Here is a 22,053-nt window from a genome sequence, read left to right as displayed (position 1 = left end):
CTGCTAAACGACGGGGATGCGGACCAAGCGGCCCTACGCTGCTGCAGAGACAATTGGTTTGTTGCCCCCCCGTACCTTTAAATGACAAGCGCTCACCTTGCCAAAAATTTTGAGCGAGCGCAGTTTCCGTGACGTTTTTTCAATGCTACCCTCCGTATTACCGCACGCATTTTCGGAGGAGAGGGGCAGACCTTGGAACGCAGGCTTGCCGCCATATTTGCTGCAGACGTGGTCGGGTTCAGCCGTATGATGGCTGAGGATGAGGTGGGCACGTTCGAGCGTTTGACTGCGTTGCGGCAGGACATCCTCACCCGTTTGATTGAGGAACGGAAAGGGCGGATCGTCAAGCTTATCGGCGACGGGCTACTGGCCGAATTTGCAAGTGTCGTCGATGCCGTGGAGGCCGCGATCCAAATACAGGATGCAGTTTCCGAAAGGAACGCCACCACTGACCCCAGTCAACGGATCGAATTACGGATTGGTATCAATCTGGGCGATCTGATTATCGATGGTGACGACATTTACGGAGACGGCGTCAATATTGCGGCACGACTGGAACCCTTGGCGAAGCCCGGTGGCATCTGCATCTCGCGCCAGGTCTACGAACATACGCGGGGCAAGGTCAGCAGACCATTCGAGCCTGCCGGTGTGCACCGCGTCAAAAACATACCTGAGCCGCTCGCAGTTTTCCGGATGGCCGACCCAAATGGCGCGCAAAACCCGCTCTGGCGTCGCTTGAATGTTCGTGTCGCTATTGCTGCGATGGTCTTGGTCGCCACTCTTTCAAGCGCCGCTTTCGTGCTGCGCGACGACATTGTCGCGGTATTCAGCAGCGCCGAGAGCGAAATGATCGCAGCAGAGGACGCGCGACCCTCGCTTGTCGTGTTGCCTTTTGAAGGCCTCGGGCTGCCAGACGCGGAACGTTACATCGCCGATGGCCTCACCGACGATCTGATAACCGATTTCTCGAAAGTCGCGGGGTTGATGGTGATTGGCAGCAATACCGCATTTTCCTACCGGGACCGGACAATCGATAGCAGGACCGTAGGTCGCGAGTTGGGGGTGCGCTATGTTCTCGAAGGCAGCGTGCGCAGAGCAGGGGCACGGCTTTTGATCAACGCGCGGCTGACAGATGTAAACAACGGGCAAACGCTTTGGGCGGAGCGGCTGGAGCGAGACGCAGCCGAGATATTCTCCATTGAAGTCGGCCTGATAAACGAAATCATAGACCAGTTGGGAGTGGATGTAAGTGTTTCCGAACGAGAACGGATCGAACGCCTCCCCACCACAAATCTGGAAGCGTATGACTTCTTTCTCAGGGCCGAAGAAGCCGCTCGCAGCGGCTTTCGGCCCGGGCTGCGCGAAGCGTTGAGCCTCTATTCGGACGCAACCGCTATCGACCCGACTTTTGCCAGGGCTTTCGCGGCGCAGGCCCGCACCGAAGCATTGGTCATGCGCCGTAACTATGACGATGTGCTGCCATTTCCGGTCGCCCGGAAACGCGCCTACGAACATGCCGGTCGTGCCTTAGAAATCGATCCAGATGCGGCGATGCCTTTTGCCGTATTAAGCGAGTTGCAAACTGTGGATCGCAGGTATGAGGAAGCGATGCGCTCGGCGAAGCTTTCTGTCGAGAAGGCCCCCGGTGAAGCATCTGCCTATCTTGCGCTGAGCTTTGCGCAGACTTTCTACGGCCGACATGAAGAGGCCATCGAGAATTTCGAAACAGCTCTGCGTCTGAACCCATTATTGCCTGGCTATGCACGTCAGATCGCAAGCTTGTCATATATTCTCACCGGGCGTCCCCAACGTGCCGTCGAAATCCTTGAAGAGATAAAAGGCAATTCTCAAGGTATTGAGGACTACTTCAACATCCTCGCGGCCGCCTATGGAGAAGCTGGTCAGACACAAAAGGCGCAAGCAACTGCAGACGAGGTGGCCGAATTCGCTCCGCATACTTCGGCGCAACTCTACAAGGTCTTGTTTGCGCACTTTCGGCAGCAGGAAGAACTCGATCGGATCTTTGATGCAATGTTGGCTGCGGGCGTGCAGGAATGGCCGTTCGACTTTCAACCTGGCGCGCGCGAAAAGCTATCTGCCGAAGCGGTTACCGCTCTGATCGACGGCAACGTATGGCAGGGAAACTTCGAAGGCCGCGGACCCGGCTTAATGCAGATATCAGAGAACGGAAGCGTGGCGATGCGAACATCCACGATGTTCATTACCGGATCTGCCTATGTGAAAGACGACACTTTGTGCATGCAACAACCCGGTCTCGCGCTGGGTCGCCCGGCTTGTGGCCCGATCTATAAAAGAGCCGAAGAAACAGACGGAACAGTCTTGCCGTATAGCTACATCAACCCGCATATTCTGTTTCACTTTAGCCCTGGCGGATGACGATCATCCGAAGCGCGCGTCAGTTGGAGTAATCCTTGGCTGCTAGCGGCTTGGTCTTCTCCCAATTCGCATCCGCCTTGGCGATCACCGCTTCCCCTTTTGGGTGGTCAAGCATTTCTGCACCGGTCGGGTCCGAAATAAAGTAAAGCTTCCCGTCGATGATCCGCCAGGAATTTACTGGGTCGATGTTTTCGGAGGCGTTGGCCCCAAGGCCAACACCCAATGTGCAATACCCACCGTATTGCGGAGCGTATTTGGTTGGGTCAGACTTAAACAGGTCGCGGTTTTCCGCGCTGTTGAAGTGCCATGGCGTGCCAAGCCAATCATATGCGAACTCACTTGATCCCTTAACCGCGCGGCTTTCGGTGAAATAGGCAACCGTGTCATAGCCCTTGATCGCAACATCTCCGAACGGTCCGGTATTTATGGGCTCATCGGCCAGCGCGGTAATGCTCATGCCTGCTAGAAACAGGCCACACATCAGAAATCGAAAATTCATTTTTTGACCTTCCCTTATGTGCCTGCCTCCGAGCACAGGCGGTGAAATTCCGGGCCAAAGGCGTCTGGCGGGGGGCAAGTGGCCCCGTGCTGCTTGAGGAGCCCGACGATATCATAGTGCTTGCGGAACATTGTCCGGATCAGAACCGAAAAACCATCGTTGTCTAGAGTCGCAATATCAGCTTCATGGTCGAGCAATAGCTCGATCACCTCGATATGGCCCTCGTCGGCCGCCATGAAAATGGGTGATTTTTCAGCCCTGTTGATACGCCCATTCACATCGGCGCCATTGGCGAGAAGCAGGCGTGCTGTCTCAACACTGCCACCAAAAGCCGCGGCGTGAAGTGGCGTGAACCCGCTGCGGTTTCGCGCCATCACATCCGCCCCTGCGTTGATCAGCGCCGCCGCGGTCTTTGTATCCCCAGCTAAGGCAGCAGCAATCAATGGAGTGGCCTTGTTCGGCCCCCGCTCGTCGACAGAGGCACCGCTTTCCAACAGAGCCTCAACGGACGCAGTATCTCCCTGCTTTGCGGCATCGAATAAAGGACCCGCTTGAGCGGGCCCAAGTAAAAAGAGTACCGTTGCAAAGATGGTGCTAATCCAACGCATGGAGCCACCTCCCCTACGCGGACAGTACAATGAGCCGCACTTTCACGCAACGACGGGTTGTTTGCTGCTGTGGTTATGGCGGTTTCGGTCGAGTGGATTGCTTCACCTGCGAGCGCTAGCGCTGGTTGGCTTGCGGAATGGGCTCAAGGCGGTCATCTGACTGTTTTTCTCAGACGGCAACTAAATCGCACTATCCGGTCACTGACCTGCATCGGAGCGGGATTCTGGCAGTGAATGCTCTCTTCTCTTCTACCGTCGACGAATGTCCACTTAAAATCAGGCCATGGCCAAAATGCTTGCAAAACTATGTGTCAATTTGAGAGATGCATTGTGAGGAGTAATCTGTAACACCGCCCATCAGTTCAACGCATAGCGCTCAAGTTAGCAATAAGCATGTCACGCTTTTGGTCCATCTGCTCTTGGATCTTGTGGGCCAAGTCTGCCTCCGGACCGCAACAGACAACAGCGGTTTCCTTCAACTCGCGATGCGTTCGGTGCGAAGTGTCGAGCATCGCCTTCTTGACTATATCCAAAACCGCCACCTTCTCGTTGACCGGAAGGTCAGAAAGGGCCTTATCCAGTTCCTTCGTCACTCTCTCAGTAAGATTTTCAAGATTCATCGAGTGGTCTCCAGTTTATTTCAGAATTTTTAGGCGCGACTGCGATCTTTGATAATACAACGTTCATATCCCATCCATCGAGACTCACCAACAGCCAAGGCATCTTGGTATGTTGGCTGGACATTGGATTTGCTAACAAATAGCAATGACAGCTTTGGGCTCTGAGCAGACCCTCGCTGGGTTCTGTTGGGTATCTGGTGTGTCGCGTTTAGCAGCCTTTCAAGACTGAAAAATCGAAAGTTTGCCTCCAAGTGACTGCTTTTGTCAGCACCGGACATTCCCAAAATATCGTTGAACGGCAGACATACGGACGAAACAGACCTTCTCCGAAACCGACCCTGATCGGTCTGACTAGCTCTCTTCCAGGGCACTCTGGATCAATCGGAGTAGATTCAGACCAGCAATGTTTTCGATGGCCGAGCGGTCAAAAACCCTTCTGCCCTCAACCTCAAAAGTTGCGATGCCTTCCAAATACCACGGGATCGCTGATGCATCCGCAGGGACAAGGGTCGCTCCGTCGAAATCCGAACCGAGTGCTAGGTGTGCGCTCGGATTGTAGTCCGCTGCCATCTCGGCGGTGAACTCCGGCGCAGTCAGCACTTGGTGGGCGGCCACGAAAGACCTGGCGATGGCCTGGCGTGCTTCCTGAGCTGTGACAGAACCCTCGAAACAATTACGGTCGTCCAGAAGCCGAGCGAGGCGACACCGCCAGAGCGGACGATGTTGCGGAGGTCTTCGTCGCTGAGGTTCCGGTCGTGATCGCAAGCCGACTTGACGCCGGCGTGGGATACGATCACCGGGCCAGCTTTGCCTTCTGCAGACAACCGCGCCACATCGGCAATCGTCTCCGACGAAGCATGTGCGAGATCGAGAATCATGTTGCGTTTCCAAATCTCGGCCACGGCGAAATATCCGAGGTCGGTCAGACCATGGTGAGGACGTCTGCATTCCTCGTTTGACCCGGCGAGTTGATTGTTCGACCGATGCGTAAGCCCGATCATTCGGACACCAGCGTTTTCCAATTTGTCCAATTGACTGGACAGCTCAATTTTATCTTCCGAGGCCCAATAGGCACCTTCGATCGCCAATAGCGCGCCAATACCAGATTGATCCTGCGGCCCGCGGTCGATCAAAGCAACAAGGTCTGACCTTGATACTATTGGGGTCAGCGACGGGCCGCTTTGCTGCCCATCATTCAACGCGGCATCGAACCGGTCGATCATCAGGTCAATCCGCGCCATTGGGGTGAGCCACGTAGTTGGGCGCAATGGTTCCTTCAGGAAAAAATATGTACGCAGCAAGTCGCCTTTTTCGCGAGCCCCGCATTCGGTCGCGCCATTTTCCCGATCGATAATCTTTGGCGCGACGCTCGCGATGGCAAAGATCTGCACGTTCACACCGCCTTCGACCATCCGAGCAAGATCAACATGCCCCGAGCGAGTTTCGGCCCCTGGGTTCCGATGCATAAGGGTGTCACTATGCGCATCCGCTATGAAGCTGTTGCGGATGACGTCGCACCAAGAGCTGTCGTCACATTCCGGACTATCCCCCACCATCTTTCGGTTTCCGATGAGGTAGTCGCTGAATGATCCGACCGACAGCCAAGCGACCCCAAGGAAAAAAAGAAGAACGACGAGACCTTTTGCTACCTTCGACTTCATGACCTGTTCCCCGCTTCTTGATGGATTTCCGCCGCCGACACGCGGTCACTTGGGCTCGAAGATTTTCGACCTGGACGGTACCGCGTGCATGGTGACCTCTGTTCCTGGCTCCAGGCCACTACCTGGAGGAGCCACCATGACTTCGGGATGTTCGATCGTGACAATCCCGTTAGGCATGGCGAACACCTGGCGCAAAAAGAGGTGCGCAACTTCTTGGTTCACGACCGCGTTTTTTACAAAGGCGTCGCAGGCAACCATCCTTTGTGACTGCAGGCTGATCCACACATCGATATCTGCGAGCGCTTGTTTGCTGGTGCTTTTGACCGGCAAGAGCCTCTCGATCAAGCCATGGAGTTGGAGCGAATGATACTTAAGAAGCAGGAACCGGTTGTCACGCCATTCATACTCATCGAAAGAATCCGGTGAGTTGAACTTGAGCTCTTCCACCCAGCCTGCGTCGCGGAGCATCCAATTGACCCATTCGCGAGTCCGCTTGATCTCCGCATCGCTTATCTCGAACCAGAAGCCAACCGACTGGTACGTCCTTCCGTCTTTGGTCACCCATTTGTCCCAGTCTTCCGGGTCCATCCACTGGACAACTTCAAACGAACCATAGCCATCGAACTTATAGGTTAACTCGATGAACTTCTGGTCTTTAGCGTCCTCGAAATCACCCTTTCGGATGCCGGCATTCATCATGCCATAGCCCGACTTGACGCTTTGCTCGTTGGCGACACAAAGCCGAACGATGTCTCTTACGTCTTTCGACGACAGAAACGACGGGACTTCGACAGCTTCTTCGGAGAGAGTGGACAACCCCGCCATCACGACATCTGCTATTAGCGGTGCGCGAAGTGCATGAAGTTCACTTCTACTGGGATTCAAGGTGAGGAAGCGTTCGAGATAGCGCCCTGCGGCAACCTGGTCGCCTTTTGTCAGGCTTGCCCGCGCCGCAATCTCCAGCACGACCAGCAAAGCCCGGCCGCTTCGCTCGCTTATCTGATCGGTCACGATGGATAGAATGCGTTTGTTCTTGATCGCGCTCCAATAGAGGCTCCACTTTGCAGTTGCCTTGGTGACGCAGTAGGTTACCTCTTCTTCGGATAGGCCGATCGGGAAGAACCTACCCATCTCGACCATCTGTTTTTTGTCGATCAAAACGTCGCCGCGCATGAAGCAAAGTGCATCCAGATCGTCCTCCGAGCAGATCGTCCCTGCGGCCGTGTCGACGTGGACATCCAGAATGTCGGCAAACCTTTCACAGGTACGTCTACGCCTTTGGAGCAGCAATCCCACAAATGAGTCGGGCGTCGACAGCCATTCTTCCATCTCGACCCGAATCTTGTCGGACCTTTCGAAAAGATCGATCAGTCGGATCAGTGGTGCTGGTTCCCCTGTCAGAGAAAACTCCGTCCATAGAAGGTCGTTGTCTATCGGGCTTTGGATAACCCTGTCCAGAATGTTCTTTGGCGACGGGCGATCCTCGTTCAACCACTCGCCAAGCGCGGAGCAGAAATCGGGCTTTGTGCCACCAAGGGTTTCGATTGCATGGCGGAAGGTGGGCGCGACCTCTGGATGAAGCTGCGCCAGACGACCGAAACGATAGGGCATCAGCACCTCTTCACCGCACATGAGGCTTTCCGCTTCAGCCAGGTATGCCTGCAGTCCCTTTATGGCCCGAGCCGGGTCTGGAGCTTCATAGTAGCGCTCCATGAAATTTTCGATCTCTTGGTCATCCATGATTCAACCCTTTGTTCCGTTGAGCTGGTCGAGACGCAGAGCGCTTGGCGTGCCATGTTGACCGGCTCAGAAACAGGCCGGCCAAGGTCCTATCCGATTGCTTGTAGCTCGGTCGGGCCCGAGTTGCTGAAGAAGCGGATGTTATCACGAACCGAGGCTCCAAGGCTCGCCTGCTTGTAATCGTAGCCGCGCTCGGCACAGAACGCCTGCATGATATCGCGCGCCTCGGGCAGGCGACTGATGGGAATACGCGAGAACAGGTGATGCTCGATGTGGTTATTGAACCCACCCAGCAGGAAGTTCGCAATCCTCGAGCGTTGCAGGTTCTTGGTCGTGGCAAGCACATGCTCGAGTACCGGCACGCGATCACCCTTTACATACTCCGGCAATCCTTCGTGGTTCAGCGAAAGGACGAAGCCGAGATACGGGCCGCCGACAATCGCACAGGCCAGATAGGCTGCCAGAGCCGCCCAAGGGCCGACGAGAAGAGCCGGAATGACGAACCATATCAGGTAGTGCCCCACGAGCAGGACGGCATCCCACCCGGCAATCTTCCATTTGGCGTGAACGAAGCGGATACTTTCAATCCGGTAAAGCGCGCCTCGCAAAAGGATGAAAACGGCATAGTAGACAAGGCCATGAATATTCATCGCCTTGTTCAGAAGGCCGACCAGATACGGGTTCTTGGGCGCCTGCTTGTTTTCAAACCCGCCAGAACCGCGAAGCACCATCGTGTGGTGGGAACGGTGGAAGTCTTCGAAGTAGCTGGCGCTCATGCCTGCGGCGAACGTCATCAGTGTGTGACCGAGAACCGCCGAAAGCTTTCGCGAACGGGTCACCGCACCGTCGGCGATGTCATGTCCGACGAAACCCGCCTGAACAGAGGCGAAGGCGACAATGAGCACACCCACCATCCAATGCGTCTGTGCCGATGACAGGAACAGAGCGCTCCAGCCAACGGCAAGGGCGCCAAGAATTCCCGCAAACCGAAGCGCGTAGCCCCAAGGGTCGGGGCTGAAGCATCCTGCGTCCTTCAGTTGCTTTCGAAGTTCGAAGAGATCCCGCGCGGCCTCTTTGCGAGAACGTACGTGACCAACATCAGCGCGTTTGCAGCCTTGGCAGTCTTTTGAACATTCACTCATTCTAAGTACCCCTATATTAATCAATGGTTTTTATTTATCACATTTTATTAATCATCGGTCAATAGCTCTGGAATTCGTGAAAAAACCTGTTAAAGGTGAGTGTGTTATGGCGCGCCGCAAGGATCATACCCGCGAAGAATTGAGGGCAATGGCTCTGCATTCAACCGCTGAACTTATCGCTGCAGACGGCTTGGGCGAGCTCTCGATTCGCAAGATCGCAGGCAAGATGGGGTACACATCAGGGACGCTTTATCAGCTCTTTCCCAATCTCGATGCGCTTGTCTTTGAAGTGAACACGGAGACACTGAAGCGACTGCTCGAACAGGCAAGGCAACAGGACTTCGGCAGGAGTGCGCGTCACAGTTTGAAGGGACTTGCGCAGACCTATCTGGAATTCGCTTCTGAACATCGTAACCAGATGTCCGCAGTCTTTGAGCATCATAGTGGCAGACGCGGAGAAGCCCCGGATAGCTATGCCGCAATCGTGATCGATCTTGTGACATTGAGCGCCATGGCGATAGCTCATCTCGTTCCTGATGTCAGCCGACGCGAGATTGAAGGACGGGTACTATGGTCAGCACTTTACGGTTTGGTCACTTTGGAGCTCGCTGAGAATCAATCCGTGATCTACGACACGTCTGAGCTAATCGAAACACTCGTTGAAACCTACGTTTCAGGTCTCGAAGTTCGATATGGCGTCACTGACGGATTGAGAGGCATTTAGTCCGCGGGCCGCTTTAGATTGGGTTTGACGCAGTCTTGAGTCCGCTTCGAGCCTCTGCTTTCCGCCCAAAATCGAGTGAAAACCAGTGCAAACAACCTCCGCTTCGACCTCGAAGCAGAAAATCGCACCTTGTCTACACAGTCTGGGAGGTGGCAGACGTTTTAGGATGTCATAGCCAGACCGTCATTCGCTGGGTTGGGAACAACGGACTTGCGGCCGATACCGGCAGCAAGCCCTGGTTGATCGAAGGACATGTGCTCAAGGAGTTCCTAGGGCAAAAACAACGTAAGGTGCGGTGCAAATTGGCGTTGCATCATTGCTACTGCCTGGGCTGCAGAGGCCCGCGTGAACCTGACGGCAAGATTGCGGACTACGCTCAAGAAACTGTTTCAAGTGGTCGCTTGACGGCCCTCTGTCCGACCTGCGGGGCGGTCATGAACAAGATCATCCGCCGTGCAGATCTGGAGGCAATCCAAGCCAAACTGGAGGTCACACTTCAACAAGCCTCCCCAAGATTAGTGTCCTGTACCGAACCCCATTCAAAAGTCACCTTGAAAGAGGAGCCCGATACCAATGTCAAAACACATCTCGGATAGCCGGGCAAAGAAATCCCGCGCGAGCCTCGCAAATGCATCGCCGGAAGCGAAACTAGCGAGAGCCTTACGAATTTCCTGCGGTGTGGGTTCGAAAAGCGTTGGCAACCGGTCACGCAGCTGAACCGAAAGGCTTTCCAAGAGCGCGGCCTTCGCCGGTTCTCCTGCGTCGGAAGATCCTCGAAGGTCGAAGTTGTTGCGATCGATGGCACGATCCAAACCTGCGAGCAGCCCTGTCACAGAGGCAAGGTCTGACCCGTCGATATCAAGATCAGCCAGAGCGTCTTCGAAGCGAGGAGCCCTCGCAAGCAAAGGCAGCCGCACCAGAAGATCGCTTACAAACTGAAGCCTAGGGTCACGACTCGCGCGTGAGAGATCTTTGTCGGATGCATCTGCGGCGGCCTCGGCGATCTCTTCGACCGACGCATCGGTTGCGATCAGATCAACGACCTCGCGCCATTTCTTGGAAAGAGGCAACGTGCCAAGCCTGATGTGCCCCATCAGTTCCTCCCTTAGCGGCAAGTTCGCGCAACCTCAGGTCGAAAGTAAAGGAAAAAGCGCAGCACCACGCTTACCCGTAGTCAGGCCAAGACAAAGTTATGCAACGTAGGTATTTGAAAATATTGGCGATCCCTGAAGGACTCGAACCCTCAACCTGCTGATTAGAAGTCAGCTGCTCTATCCAGTTGAGCTAAGGGACCGCTGCCCTTGTCATGCCGCAGCAGAACCGCTTGCGCAAGCCTCAGATCGTCCGCGTCATGAAAAGGCTCAAGGGATCCTCGCAATAGCTGCCGAACGGCGGGCACTCAGTAAATCCTTGACCCGTGTACAAGGCCCGCGCAGCCTCGTGCTCCGGGCCGGATCCGGTTTCGAGGTTGATGCGCGTAATGCCAAGGCTGCGCGCATGATCCAGAAGGGCAAGCAGCATCACCCGCGCGAACCCTTTGCCGCGCGCCTCATGTGCCGTGTGCATCGATTTGATCTCGCCGGTATCTCCGGTGTGGTGGATAGCCCCGATGCCCAGCGCGCGCCCGTCCTCGCGCAATACGAAAAGGTGCATATCGCTACCGGCAAGCGCATCGCCGGGCAACACATGGCAACTCTCGGGCGGTGACTGCGACCGCATCAGTGCGAAATGACGCGCGATCAACGCGGCGACGTCTGGCGTCTCGGGTCGGGTTTTCTCAATAATGACGCCCATCGCGTACCGTCTTCTAGTGGGTCCAGGCTCCTCGCCTGCTGGTCGCAAAATTCTCGCCATAGCCGCCGGGGCGAATGTTTGCCTTGCGCCCCTTGGGCTCTTGCATATCAAAAGGGATGCCATTGTCCTGCGCGTATTCGATCGCGGCCTCTTTACTGTCAAACCGCAGCTTGACTTGCGCCTGCGTATCGCTTGAAGACGTCCACCCCATCAACGGGTCAACTTCGCGCGCAGAAGCGGGCGCAAATTCCAAAACCCAACGGTGTGTTTTCGCCATGCCAGACGACATGGCCGTTTTTGCCGGGCGGTAGATTCGTGCGCGCATAACAAGCCTCCTAAGCGGTGGACGCAGTATATCTGCGAATTCAGGCTGCGGGGCAAGGTGTCAATTCAGCGCCCCCGCGCAAAAAAGCCCACCCCGTTGCCGGGATGGGCTGTGTGTCACGATGACGAAGCGATCAGAAGATGAAGTCGTTTTCCGAAAGACCAAAGATGGTTTTGACCGTGATTTCGGTATCGCCGAGGTCGATGGTCGATTTGAAAAAGCCTTTATCGACAGAGTCTTTGATGTCGCTGTAACCGTCGAACCCATAGGCCGAGAGGTCGATCTTGTCGTGGCCTTTCCAGAAAAAGGCGATCGTGTCGTGACCACTGTTCTCTTCAAAGACAAACGTGTCGGCGCCTAAACCGCCCGACAGCCAGTCGTTGCCTTCGCCACCGGCAATCGTGTCGTCACCACGACCACCCGAAATCCAGTCGCGCCCGTCTCCGCCGTCGACATAGTCATCACCGGCACCCGCGATGATCTTGTCAGCGCCACCTTCACCTTTGATAACATCGTCGCCTTTGCCCGCGTTGACGAAATCGCGACCCTCACCGGCAAGAACAACATCGTTGCCCTTACCCGAAATGATCACATCGCGCCCACCGCGACCGTCGATGTAGTCGTTGTCCGCGCCGGTATTGTACCAGCCACGGCCATCATCACCGATGATGAAATCCACATCGTTGGATCCGTCAGACACCAGAATGTCTACCGGCAGTAAAACACCGTCGATGGCATGGACGACACCGTTGCTTGCAAACAAGTTGGGCAGCACAACTTCGGGATCTGCGATGTCCGGATCAGCATCTTCAAGCGTCATGCCGTTTACAGTGATCGTACCGCCCTGCAGAGTAGCAACTGGGCTGGCCGCCGCGACCTCGTCCAGCGTTTTACCAACGGGTGAGACGTGATATTGCAGAACAGTCGTCAGCAGGTCGACCGGGTCGTTGCCTTGGTTCAGCAGGCGCAACGCATCCACAAGATAGCCAAAGCCACCCGCTTCGTCGTCGCCTTCGTATCCCAACGCCTTGCTCACGCCCATAAAGGCGTCATCGGTTGGCGCAAACACGGTGAAGTCCTGGGTTTCATCGTCGAACAGTTCGACAAGCTGTGCCGCTGTCAAGCTTTCGCGCAAGAAGTCGAAATCACCGCCATTGTCGTCAAAACCACTTTCACCGGAGGTATCGATGACAATCTGCGTAATTGTTGGCAGATCAGAAATGATGTCCGCCGGGATCAGGACGCGATCAATCACGTGGATGATGCCGTTCGACGCCGGCACGTCGGTTGCGACCAGTGTCGGATCTTCGAGGTCGTCTTCGTTATCAGTCAGAGACGGCAGGTCGTCTACGCCGATCGTTGCCCCCTGCAGGGTTTCCAGAACGCCATCCTCGTCATTACCGATGTCTTCTGCCGTCTGTGTGCCAGGCGACACATGGTATTGAACAACGCTAAGCAGCAAAGCAGGATCAACGTTGTCAGTATTACGGTAGAAACCACCAACCGCTTCGACTTCTTCATTCGTCAGATTGTCGATGTCAGCAATTTCGCCCTCAAATCCCAGTTCCTGAGCCAGCGTGACAAAGGCCGCATTGGTAGGCGCGAAAACCGTCAGATCGGCATCCGGATCGCCAAGCGCCGCCGCCAGACCCGCGCTGCCGCCGTCTGGGCTGTCCAGATACAGAACAACGTCGAGCAGCACGCGGAAATCAGGGTTGGTCAGAACGGTTTGTACGATGCTCGGGTCAACCACGCTCGTTGGCAAAAGAACCTGATCGATGACATGCACCACACCGTTGGAGGCCGGAATGTCCGTGTCGACCAATGTCGGATCTGCCAGATCCACCTCTTGGTCAACGAGCATTGGCAGGTTGTCCAGCCCGATGGTCGTCCCAAGCAGGGTTGTGACTGTTCCATCAGCATCGTTTACCAGATCGTTTTCGGTCAGGGCTTCGCCCAGAACGTGATAATTCAGAATATCGATGACAAGTTGCGGTGACGTGTCGATCACACCCTGAAAAAATGATGTCACTTGCTCCGGAACGGTCGCATCACCTTCAAATCCAAGCGATGTGGCCAGACTGCCGAAGGCATCGTTGGTTGGCGCAAATACGGTCAGGCTTCCGGCACCGCCAAGCGCTCCCTGAAAGTCTGTTCCTTCGTTCAAATCAAGGTAGATGACGATATCCGTCAACACCGAGAAGCTGGAATTGCCCAAGGCAATATCCAGAATGCTGTCTTCTTCCATTTAAAAAATCCCCATAGTTCTGGTGTCCAGACCACACACCGATGCAACTTTCTGACACGTCGGCCGGACGGTTTGTTTGCGGGAATTTTTATGAGCGATCCAGGTGATTATTTTTGGGTCATCCGAAATAGAATGCCGTAAGAAAACCGCTAAAAAACCCCCAGTTTGCTTCGCCCGCAAAGCGGACAACGTAACAAGTACGATTGGACTGCCGGGTTGGATCAGCAAATTATCGTTGGAAATCAAACCTTGCGGCCACGCCGCGCACTCACCACCGTCAAAGGGCAGTACTGACAAAAAATGTCATCAGAACAGGCTCGCCCCCTTGAACCCCAGTGAAATCATAGCATTTTTGAAGAACAAAGCGAGTCTCAGCCATGTCCCCACCTGAAATCGATGCGCCAAACACGGTTTTGGCCAATCCGGCCCCTGATGTCCGCGCGCGCCCCAAGCTGGAGGGCGGGCGCGAGTTCAAGCTGGCCACAGAATTCGAGCCCGCAGGCGATCAGCCAACCGCCATCGCCGAGCTTGCCGAAGGCGTGCGCGAGGGCGAGCGCGATCAGGTTCTGCTTGGCGCCACCGGGACCGGCAAAACTTTCACAATGGCCAAAGTCATCGAAGAGACGCAGCGCCCCGCGATCATTCTGGCCCCGAACAAGACGCTGGCCGCGCAGCTTTACGGGGAATTCAAGGGCTTCTTTCCGGACAACGCCGTCGAATACTTTGTCAGCTACTACGACTATTACCAGCCCGAAGCCTACGTCGCGCGCTCCGACACCTACATAGAAAAAGAAAGCCAGATCAACGAGCAGATCGACCGGATGCGCCACTCCGCCACCCGCGCGCTTTTGGAACGCGACGACGTGGTGATTGTCGCGTCTGTCTCTTGCATCTACGGTATCGGCTCGGTGGAGACCTACGGCGCAATGACGCAGGACCTCAAGACCGGTTCCACATATGACCAACGTCAGGTCATGGCTGATCTTGTTGCCCAGCAATACCGTCGCAATGATCAGGCGTTCCAGCGCGGCTCCTTCCGCGTGCGCGGCGACAGTCTGGAGATTTTCCCCGCCCACCTTGAAGACCGCGCATGGCGGCTGTCGTTCTTTGGCGAAGAGTTGGAAAGCATCACCGAATTTGATCCGCTGACCGGCGAGAAAACCGACACCTTCGACCAGATCCGCGTCTACGCCAACAGCCACTACGTGACGCCAAAGCCGACAATGCAGCAGGCCATTATCGGCATCAAGAAAGAGCTGCGCCAACGGCTCGACCAACTGGTCGGCGAGGGCAAACTGCTCGAGGCACAGCGGCTGGAACAACGCACAAACTTTGACCTCGAAATGCTCGAGGCCACGGGCGTCTGCAACGGGATCGAGAACTACTCGCGCTATCTCACGGGCCGCGCGCCGGGAGAGCCGCCCCCCACCCTTTTCGAGTTCATCCCCGACCACGCCATCGTCTTTGCCGACGAAAGCCACGTCTCCGTTCCGCAGATCGGCGGCATGTACAAGGGCGACTACCGGCGCAAGTTCACGCTGGCCGAACACGGCTTCCGGCTGCCGTCCTGCATGGATAACCGCCCCCTGAAGTTTGAGGAATGGGATGCCATGCGGCCCCAGTCCGTCTTTGTCTCTGCCACGCCCCAATCATGGGAACTTGAGCAGACAGGCGGCGTCTTTACCGAACAGATCATCCGCCCCACGGGCCTCATCGATCCCGAAATCGAAATCCGCCCGGTCGAAATGCAGGTCGATGACCTGCTGGACGAGGTGCGAAAAGTGGCGGAAAACGGTTTCCGCACACTGGTGACAACGCTGACCAAGCGCATGGCCGAAGACCTCACCGAGTATATGCACGAACAGGGCATCCGCGTGCGCTATATGCACAGCGACATCGACACCATCGAACGGATCGAAATCCTGCGCGACCTGCGCCTTGGCGCCTTTGACGTGCTGATCGGGATCAACTTGCTGCGCGAGGGGCTGGACATCCCCGAATGCGGATTGGTGGCGATCCTTGACGCGGATAAGGAAGGGTTCCTGCGGTCCGAGACATCGCTCATCCAGACCGTCGGTCGTGCCGCGCGCAACGCCGAAGGCCGCGTGATCATGTACGCCGACCGCATCACCGGCTCGATGGAGCGCGCCATCGGCGAAACCGACCGCCGCCGCGCCAAGCAACTGGCCTATAACGAAGAACACGGCATCACGCCGCAGACGGTGAAAAAGAACGTCGAGGATATTCTGGCCGGTCTTTACAAGGGCGACACAGACCAGAACCGCGTCACCGCCAAGATCGACAACCAGCTTGCGGGCGGCAACCTTGCGGCCGTGCTGGACGGGTTGCGCGCCGACATGCGCAAGGCAGCGGAGAATTTGGAATTCGAAGAAGCCGCCCGTCTGCGCGACGAGGTCAAACGCCTCGAAGCCGTGGATCTGGCCGTCGCCGACGACCCCATGGCCCGCCAATACGCCGTGGAAAAGGCGGTGGAGGACAGCGCCAAAGCCTCAGGCCGCAGCACCATGGGCCGAGGCGGTATGCGCGGCGGGGTGAAGCGGAAGCGGGGGCGGTAGGTGGCAAAGCAAAAATCACAAGATTCTTGACCGAATCGTTTCCCCCAAATTAGTTTCGGGATTTTGGGGTATAATAATGACTTATTGCAAGATCGCTTTAATCGGTGCTGCTTGTGGCGCTTTTATGTTTCCAGAAATTGCGCAGAGCGCGACCTTTACTAGCTATGCACAAATTGGAAGTTTGGGTTGCGAAGAAGCAGAAACTAACTCCACCGGCGCAAAATCAAGCTGTGGTTCAGTTATAGTCGGGAGCCTTGATGCTACTTCCAATGCAAGCAGTGTCGGCGGCACAGTCAGTGCACGCGCCTCGAGCGTCTATTCGAGAGACCAAGATGGGGTCCTTCGCGCCGACTCTGGACTTGCGAAATCCTCAGCAACTTTTACGGATGGAATTCAAGCCACCTATTCTGGCTCTGGCGATGCTTTTAATGGCACAATTAGTGTATCTCTTGATCTTTTGGGTGGCGTTACGACCATCGGCGACAATTTTAACGGTTTCGTTAGTTCGACTTTTTGGGTCAATAACACCCAATTATTTTCATATGATAGCGCATTGAGCGCGTTTGGACCCGACGCCGTAACAACTGTCGATTCAATTGTAGTAGGAGGCAATTTTAGCATATTCGCTTCCGCATCCGCAGAAGCGATCATCAGATTAGCTACGCGAACCGATGGCCCCGGGTGTCAATCAACGTTAACCCCAGTTACTTGCTACTCCGATAGCGACCTTGGATCCTCTTTACGAATTACTGGGCTCTCGTTCTTTGTCGGAGAGGAAGATGTAACCAGTCTACTGAATGTAGTTTCTGAATCAGGTTTCGATTACGTGGCAGGGGCTACTCCGCACGATCGGGGAGACGGCGTATCTGCCGTTCCACTTCCAAGTTCCATCGGTTTTCTAGCAGCTGGATTGTTTGGTTTTGGTATTTTACGACGACGAGCGACAAACCTTGGCTTGTTAAGCGTAGAGTCTTAGCGGCGCGCTGCAGCGGCAGCGCTTTGCTTAAGGAGGCGTGTCAATCTGTCCAAGCTACCTGGAAGTTGGATCAACAGCGTCTACTTGATCACCATGCGCATCCTGACCGCCCTCGTCCTGCTCGCCACCCCCGCCGCCGCGTGGGAGTACACCCCCGGCCTGCCCTGTCTGCTGAACCATGACGAAGACGGCGTTGCGTTCGAACTGACCTATGACCCGACGCAACCGCTCTATTCCATCACCATCACGCGGCCTGACCCTTGGCCGACGTCGCAGGTGTTCTCCATGCGGTTCACCGGACAGAACACCATCGCCATCTCGACAGACCGCCACACTCTCAGCGCCGATGGCCGATCGCTCACTGTGATCGACCGGGGCTTTGGCAATGTCCTGAACGGTCTGCAGTTCAACGACACGGTCGAGGCGCTTTTGGGTGAGGCTTATGTCGCCGCCTCGCTCAGCGGCGCCGAAGAGCCTGTCGCCGCCTTTCGTCTCTGTCAGCCGCAGCCGAGCGTCTGACCCGCGCGGCGCCGTTGCATCCATCGCGCGCCGCGTTAACCGAATTGCCCCGTTCATCAGCAGGCTCCATGACCGCGCGCAGCCTTAACCCGGCCCGTCGCCGACATCCGAACCTATAAACCACCGACGAAATACCGATACTACACCGACGTTGGCGTTCGACCCGCCGAGAAAGCGTTAACGCGCCCAGCGCCGCTAGCCGCGAAATCCGCTTGCCAGAATGACCGGTACGACGATCTCTTCTTCATCGGTCAGGTGCCGTTCCAGCAGGTCACCAAAACCCACGATCCGGTCGTGCAGAGCGCCGATCTCGCCGCCCTGAAGCACCGCGTTTGCCGCCTCCGCCAACTGGTGCAGCATCGGGTCAATGGCGTCGTGATCCGCCTCAAGCAATTCGAACCCCTGCTCCAGCCGCGCGTCCAGTTGGATCAACTGCGGAAAATAGTGCTGGTCCTCGACGTTGTGGTGCATGTGCAACTCATTGAGAAACATGCCGCCATAGCGTGACAACCGCGGCGCGTAGGCGTTCATATCCATCGCCCCATCCGCCATTGCCTCGGCGTCGCTGCGCAACACGCCGACAAGGTCCCGGAACATCGCATGCCGCTGCATCCAGAACTGCACCATCTCGCCGAAATTACCGTGCGCTTCCCACTGACCGCGCGGATAGGCCTCTGCCAGCACCCGCAGTGCATCAGGCAATCGCGCGCGCCGACCGAGCGCCCATTCAGGATCCAGCGTCAAAAGTCGAACAGTTCGTCAAGAAGACCAAGGCCGCCGCGCTTCTTCTTGCGGTAGCCCTCCTTGTAGCCGCCCTTGTACGATCCGCGGTGATGCGGCGTCGGCGCGGCTGCCGGAGCGGACTGCGCAATGATCTTGTCCAACTCTCCACGATCCAGCCAAACACCTCGGCACTGCGGGCAGTAATCGATCTCGACCCCGCTCCGCTCGGCAATCACCAGGGTCGATCCATCAATTGGGCATTTCATAACGGTCTCCGATCCATTTCCTGCCCACCAAGATAGGCGCGCAGCGGGCAATTTCACCCCGGCCGCGGGTGAAATTCGCCGTAACGATTTGTTAAGGCGCGTTAACCATGATGCCCACCGGGAGGCACGCGCATGCGATCAACTTTGCTGGCCATCATTGCAGTTTTGGCTTTGGCCACCGGCGCAGAGGCAGGTGCATGGCTGCGCAGCGAAGGCGGCGGGTTTGCTTCCAGTTCACTCAGCATTAACCGCGACCGCGAAGTCTCGGGGACTGTCTATTTGGAATACGGGTTGCGACCCGATCGCACGCTGGGTGCGGACATCAGCTTTGGCGTCGACCGCACAGGTACTCAGGAGGGTTCTGCCATTCTGTTTCTGCGCGTCCCCCTAGGCCGCACCGATCAAACGCACAAATTCGCCGCGCATATCGGTATCGGCGCACGGGTTCTGAACGAGGAGGTGTTGCCCGCCGCAGAAACTGGTTTGTCGTGGGGGCGCGGGTTTCAGGTCGGTCAGCGATACGGCTGGGTCAACGTCGATGGCAGCTACAACCTGACACAGCATCCGGCCTCCGACCGGATCAAGCTCGATCTGACCGCGGGCCTTGGCATCAGTAACAAAAGCAAGCTCATGATGCAGATGTTCAATACGTTCCAGGACGGCGACCAGTTCGTCAAACTGGCCCCGTCCCTGCTAATGTCATTGGGCAGAAATAGCGGCACCACCCTGCAACTGGGCGCCGAAGTACCCGTATCTGGTGGCGGCACCACATCCCTGAAGATCGCCTTCTGGCGCGAGTGGTGACCTTAGTTGTCGATCCGCACCGTCAGTTGCACTTCGCCTTGAACCGGCTGCGGCCAAAGCAGATGCACTGCGTCCTGCCCTGCCCCCTGTTCGGTCAGCGCAGCGGCTGTATCGAACCGGGGCGCGCCACCCGCATCCGTCACCGCGCCGCGCGGCACTACCGCATCGACTGACTGTACACGCGCGCCAAACGGCAGTTTCTGCTGTGTGTCGATCACCCACAAGGCCGCCGGGCTCGCCTCGGTGTGGCGCAGGGTCAGCGGGCTCGAGACCTGATCTGACACGTTATGAAAAGAGTTGCCTGCAAAGGTCACATTCTTCATCCGGTCATAGTCGAGTTCCGCAAAACTCGTATCGACCCGCTCCGCCCGGTCAATCGATCCGTTGATCGACCGGAAATGATTACCGGTAATCTTCACACCGGACAGAAAGTGCCCCACCCCGTGCGGCTTCACGACGATATAGCTGAACCAAGGCGCGACATCCCCGGACAGAAAGATGTTGTCGGCAATCGTCAGCGCCGAAAAGGAAAACTCCGAGTTGAACTCTGGCGCCGCATCCTGCTCGTTCGTCCATTCGATAAAGCAGTTGTCCACGTAATTCCCGGTCAGCGTCGTGCTTACATGCGTCCGACCAAGGATCAGTCCCGCACTTCGGATACCGTTGGCGATCGTGTCACCTTGAAAGAAGTGGTTGCCAGCAATGATGCTGTTTGCCCCCCCGACAAACCCAAAATGCCGGAACTTGGTTGCACGGTTGTTGCGCAGCTTGATGTCGTTTGCGTTGGTGTTAAAGCCGATACTCACACGGTCCGGTACATCAAGCTCGTCCTCAGACGACAGGAACTGGCACCGGTCGATCAACATGCCCTGACAGCCCTCGCCGGAAGACGTCAGACCGCGATGCGCTGGACGCGAGAAAAAGCAGTCTTTGACGTGAAAGATCAACCCGGCGGGCGCCAGCATCACACCGCTGGCCACGTTGTTGCATTGAAACTCAATCTCAGAAAGCACCATCTTGCTCAACGCTTCAAAGCCGCTGAAATCAAGAATGTACTTGAACCGCCGGAAGGTGAAGGTCTGCGTGCCTTCCGCATCAAACAAAGGCGCGCTAAGCGTAACCTCCTGCGTCGCAATGTTCTTGGAACGCACGTAAACTTCCCGGCCCACGCCCACCCCTTCGACCAGCGCGCCGACGGGCACATTGGCGACGTTGACCACGCCGGTCAGCGTCTTTTTGTTGCCGGGTGCATAGGTCCCTTGCGAAGTCACTACCTCAGTCTGCCAAGCCGTCGTGCCCTGCGCTTCAAGCTGCCCGTTGCGAATGACCCGGCGTGTGGCATAGCTGGCGCGGTTCGGCACAGCCGCGGCCATGTCAATCGGGCCGGTGACAGCAACCTTGCGCCCGCCCAGATCGAAACTCTCGTGATCGGCGTTATTCAGCAGCGCTTGAAAACCTTTGCGAAATGCAAGTTCCTCATCGCCAAAAGCATCAATGTAGCTTGGCAGGTCAAAGTTCCGGCGCAAAAGCAGCATGACATCATCGGCCATTGTAACTGCGCCCTCAAACCGCACCGGGGCATCCAGCGTAACCGATGATCCAAGCAGGTATGTCCCCGCTGAAACAAGAATATGCGCGCCGTCCGCCGCCGCATTGGCCGCAACAAAAGCCGGGGCATCATCCGCCACCCCATCACCGACCGCACCGAAATCGCGCACGTCGACCATCGCCATCATCTCGCGCAGGTAAACATCGGTAACATCCTCGATGATCAGGTCATCAATGCGGATCACGCCGCCATTCGCGCCGGTCAGGTCCAGCCCAAAGTGACCATAAAGCGCAGACCCGCCCCAAACCATATCGACACCGCCACGCGCACCCGCACCAACGATGGCAGAGACCTCGATCGGCTCGCCGTAGGCCTCCAGCGCAACGCTGGGGCCGGTGGTGACCACATTCGGGACAGCCGCGCCACCCGCGCCACCTGCGAAAGCTGCAATACGCACCGACGGCAAGGCACCGCTGATCCCCTTGATGCGCGCCGTGATGCGCAGATAACACCCAGGCAACAGCGGGGTCTCACCCATGTAGCGCAGTTGTTGAACGGCATTTGATTTCAGTATTTCAAGACAACCGCCAAAGTCCTGATCCGCGGGGACAAAAGCAGCATTGCCCGCATTCGCAAAGGTATCCGACCCGGGCGTACCATCGCCGCTTGAATATACATCCAGTCCACCCGCAAAAGGGGGCGGCATCAACTGGATGCCATCGGTAATTGCCTTGTTCATGAAAATTTCCTTCTGCTCTGCCGCAACGCGCCAAATCGCACATCGGCCACCATGCGACCTGCACTTCGCAAGACGCCGTAGATCGGCAGAACTAGGAAAAAAGGATTAAGGCAGGCTCACTCCAGCGTGCGATGCCTCACCGG

At 56.5% G+C, this 22,053-nt stretch carries 21 protein-coding genes and 1 tRNA gene; 7 read left to right on the top strand and 15 right to left on the bottom strand.

Translation table 11 applies throughout. The features are described 5' to 3' along the window. The first annotated feature begins 192 nt into the window (after window positions 1-192). A complete protein-coding gene (locus AC2D8V_RS18640; protein ID WP_484735098.1) occupies window positions 193-2,397 on the top strand; it encodes an adenylate/guanylate cyclase domain-containing protein in 2,205 nt (734 codons plus the stop codon). A 19-nt stretch (window positions 2,398-2,416) separates the two neighbouring features. Here the strand turns inward: AC2D8V_RS18640 and AC2D8V_RS18635 are convergent, their stop codons facing one another. The 7 genes from AC2D8V_RS18635 to AC2D8V_RS18605 form a co-directional block, all read right to left on the bottom strand. Beyond that, the gene (locus tag AC2D8V_RS18635; protein WP_484735097.1) at window positions 2,417-2,896 is read right to left on the bottom strand and encodes a YHS domain-containing (seleno)protein; all 480 of its coding nucleotides are present in this window, start codon (window positions 2,894-2,896) and stop codon (window positions 2,417-2,419) included. Window positions 2,897-2,910: 14 nt separating this feature from the next. Next, complete coding sequence (locus tag AC2D8V_RS18630; protein ID WP_484735096.1) at window positions 2,911-3,504, bottom strand: ankyrin repeat domain-containing protein; 594 nt, start codon at window positions 3,502-3,504, stop codon at window positions 2,911-2,913. A gap of 362 nt (window positions 3,505-3,866) precedes the next feature. Beyond that, window positions 3,867-4,124 (bottom strand): hypothetical protein, encoded by a 258-nt coding sequence (locus AC2D8V_RS18625; protein WP_484735095.1) that lies wholly within the window; start codon window positions 4,122-4,124, stop codon window positions 3,867-3,869. A gap of 351 nt (window positions 4,125-4,475) precedes the next feature. Next, on the bottom strand, window positions 4,476-4,739 hold the full coding sequence (locus AC2D8V_RS18620) for a hypothetical protein (RefSeq protein WP_484735094.1): 264 nt from the start codon (window positions 4,737-4,739) through the stop codon (window positions 4,476-4,478). Beyond that, entirely contained in the window at window positions 4,718-5,785 is a 1,068-nt protein-coding gene (locus tag AC2D8V_RS18615; RefSeq protein ID WP_484735093.1) for a dipeptidase, read from the bottom strand. Before AC2D8V_RS18615 ends, AC2D8V_RS18620 begins: the two co-directional genes overlap by 22 nt. A 45-nt stretch (window positions 5,786-5,830) precedes the next feature. Further along, the gene (locus AC2D8V_RS18610) at window positions 5,831-7,525 is read right to left on the bottom strand and encodes a hypothetical protein (RefSeq protein ID WP_484735092.1); all 1,695 of its coding nucleotides are present in this window, start codon (window positions 7,523-7,525) and stop codon (window positions 5,831-5,833) included. 89 nt (window positions 7,526-7,614) lie between these two features. Further along, window positions 7,615-8,667: a fatty acid desaturase family protein gene (locus AC2D8V_RS18605; protein ID WP_484735091.1), complete on the bottom strand. Its 1,053-nt coding sequence runs from the start codon at window positions 8,665-8,667 to the stop codon at window positions 7,615-7,617. 106 nt (window positions 8,668-8,773) lie between these two features. Between AC2D8V_RS18605 and AC2D8V_RS18600 the strand changes: the two genes are divergently transcribed. Further along, window positions 8,774-9,391 carry a TetR/AcrR family transcriptional regulator gene (locus tag AC2D8V_RS18600; protein ID WP_484735090.1) on the top strand — a complete coding sequence of 206 codons (618 nt, stop codon included), beginning with the start codon at window positions 8,774-8,776 and terminating at the stop codon, window positions 9,389-9,391. A gap of 35 nt (window positions 9,392-9,426) precedes the next feature. After that, complete coding sequence (locus tag AC2D8V_RS18595) at window positions 9,427-9,987, top strand: helix-turn-helix domain-containing protein (RefSeq protein ID WP_484735089.1); 561 nt, start codon at window positions 9,427-9,429, stop codon at window positions 9,985-9,987. On the opposite strand, the gene AC2D8V_RS18590 is transcribed toward AC2D8V_RS18595, so the two are convergent. The 5 genes from AC2D8V_RS18590 to AC2D8V_RS18570 all read right to left on the bottom strand — a co-directional run bounded on the left by AC2D8V_RS18590 (window position 9,931) and on the right by AC2D8V_RS18570 (window position 13,758). Beyond that, window positions 9,931-10,485 carry a hypothetical protein gene (locus tag AC2D8V_RS18590; RefSeq protein WP_484735088.1) on the bottom strand — a complete coding sequence of 185 codons (555 nt, stop codon included), beginning with the start codon at window positions 10,483-10,485 and terminating at the stop codon, window positions 9,931-9,933. The genes AC2D8V_RS18595 and AC2D8V_RS18590 overlap by 57 nt on opposite strands. Window positions 10,486-10,608: 123 nt before the next feature. Further along, a tRNA-Arg gene (locus tag AC2D8V_RS18585) sits at window positions 10,609-10,685 on the bottom strand. Between the two features lie 41 nt (window positions 10,686-10,726). Continuing rightward, window positions 10,727-11,185: a GNAT family N-acetyltransferase gene (locus AC2D8V_RS18580; protein ID WP_484735087.1), complete on the bottom strand. Its 459-nt coding sequence runs from the start codon at window positions 11,183-11,185 to the stop codon at window positions 10,727-10,729. Between the two features lie 13 nt (window positions 11,186-11,198). Beyond that, a complete protein-coding gene (locus tag AC2D8V_RS18575) occupies window positions 11,199-11,510 on the bottom strand; it encodes an ETC complex I subunit (protein WP_484735086.1) in 312 nt (103 codons plus the stop codon). A gap of 133 nt (window positions 11,511-11,643) precedes the next feature. Then, window positions 11,644-13,758 (bottom strand): fasciclin domain-containing protein, encoded by a 2,115-nt coding sequence (locus AC2D8V_RS18570; RefSeq protein WP_484735085.1) that lies wholly within the window; start codon window positions 13,756-13,758, stop codon window positions 11,644-11,646. 377 nt (window positions 13,759-14,135) lie between these two features. On the opposite strand from AC2D8V_RS18570, the gene uvrB reads away from it, so the two are divergent. The 3 genes from uvrB (at window position 14,136) to AC2D8V_RS18555 (ending at window position 17,829) form a co-directional block, all read left to right on the top strand. Then, the gene (gene uvrB, locus AC2D8V_RS18565) at window positions 14,136-16,334 is read left to right on the top strand and encodes an excinuclease ABC subunit UvrB (RefSeq protein WP_484735084.1); all 2,199 of its coding nucleotides are present in this window, start codon (window positions 14,136-14,138) and stop codon (window positions 16,332-16,334) included. 76 nt (window positions 16,335-16,410) lie between these two features. Next, window positions 16,411-17,310: a VPLPA-CTERM sorting domain-containing protein gene (locus tag AC2D8V_RS18560; protein WP_484735083.1), complete on the top strand. Its 900-nt coding sequence runs from the start codon at window positions 16,411-16,413 to the stop codon at window positions 17,308-17,310. A gap of 93 nt (window positions 17,311-17,403) precedes the next feature. Beyond that, the gene (locus tag AC2D8V_RS18555) at window positions 17,404-17,829 is read left to right on the top strand and encodes a hypothetical protein (RefSeq protein ID WP_484735082.1); all 426 of its coding nucleotides are present in this window, start codon (window positions 17,404-17,406) and stop codon (window positions 17,827-17,829) included. Between the two features lie 195 nt (window positions 17,830-18,024). Here AC2D8V_RS18555 and AC2D8V_RS18550 read toward each other — a convergent pair whose 3' ends face one another. Both AC2D8V_RS18550 and AC2D8V_RS18545 read right to left on the bottom strand, forming a co-directional pair. Then, on the bottom strand, window positions 18,025-18,573 hold the full coding sequence (locus AC2D8V_RS18550; protein WP_484735081.1) for a hemerythrin domain-containing protein: 549 nt from the start codon (window positions 18,571-18,573) through the stop codon (window positions 18,025-18,027). Next, a complete protein-coding gene (locus tag AC2D8V_RS18545; protein ID WP_484735080.1) occupies window positions 18,570-18,818 on the bottom strand; it encodes a TFIIB-type zinc ribbon-containing protein in 249 nt (82 codons plus the stop codon). Before AC2D8V_RS18545 ends, AC2D8V_RS18550 begins: the two co-directional genes overlap by 4 nt. A gap of 132 nt (window positions 18,819-18,950) precedes the next feature. On the opposite strand from AC2D8V_RS18545, the gene AC2D8V_RS18540 reads away from it, so the two are divergent. Then, window positions 18,951-19,622: a hypothetical protein gene (locus AC2D8V_RS18540; RefSeq protein ID WP_484735079.1), complete on the top strand. Its 672-nt coding sequence runs from the start codon at window positions 18,951-18,953 to the stop codon at window positions 19,620-19,622. A 2-nt stretch (window positions 19,623-19,624) separates the two neighbouring features. On the opposite strand, the gene AC2D8V_RS18535 is transcribed toward AC2D8V_RS18540, so the two are convergent. Then, a complete protein-coding gene (locus tag AC2D8V_RS18535) occupies window positions 19,625-21,910 on the bottom strand; it encodes a glycosyl hydrolase family 28-related protein (protein WP_484735078.1) in 2,286 nt (761 codons plus the stop codon). Between the last annotated feature and the right edge of the window lie 143 nt (window positions 21,911-22,053).

Source organism: Roseobacter sp. YIN89 (genome assembly GCF_057219365.1).
The sequence above is the reverse complement of the archived record's forward strand: the minus strand, read 5'-3'. Positions and strand labels throughout refer to the sequence as shown.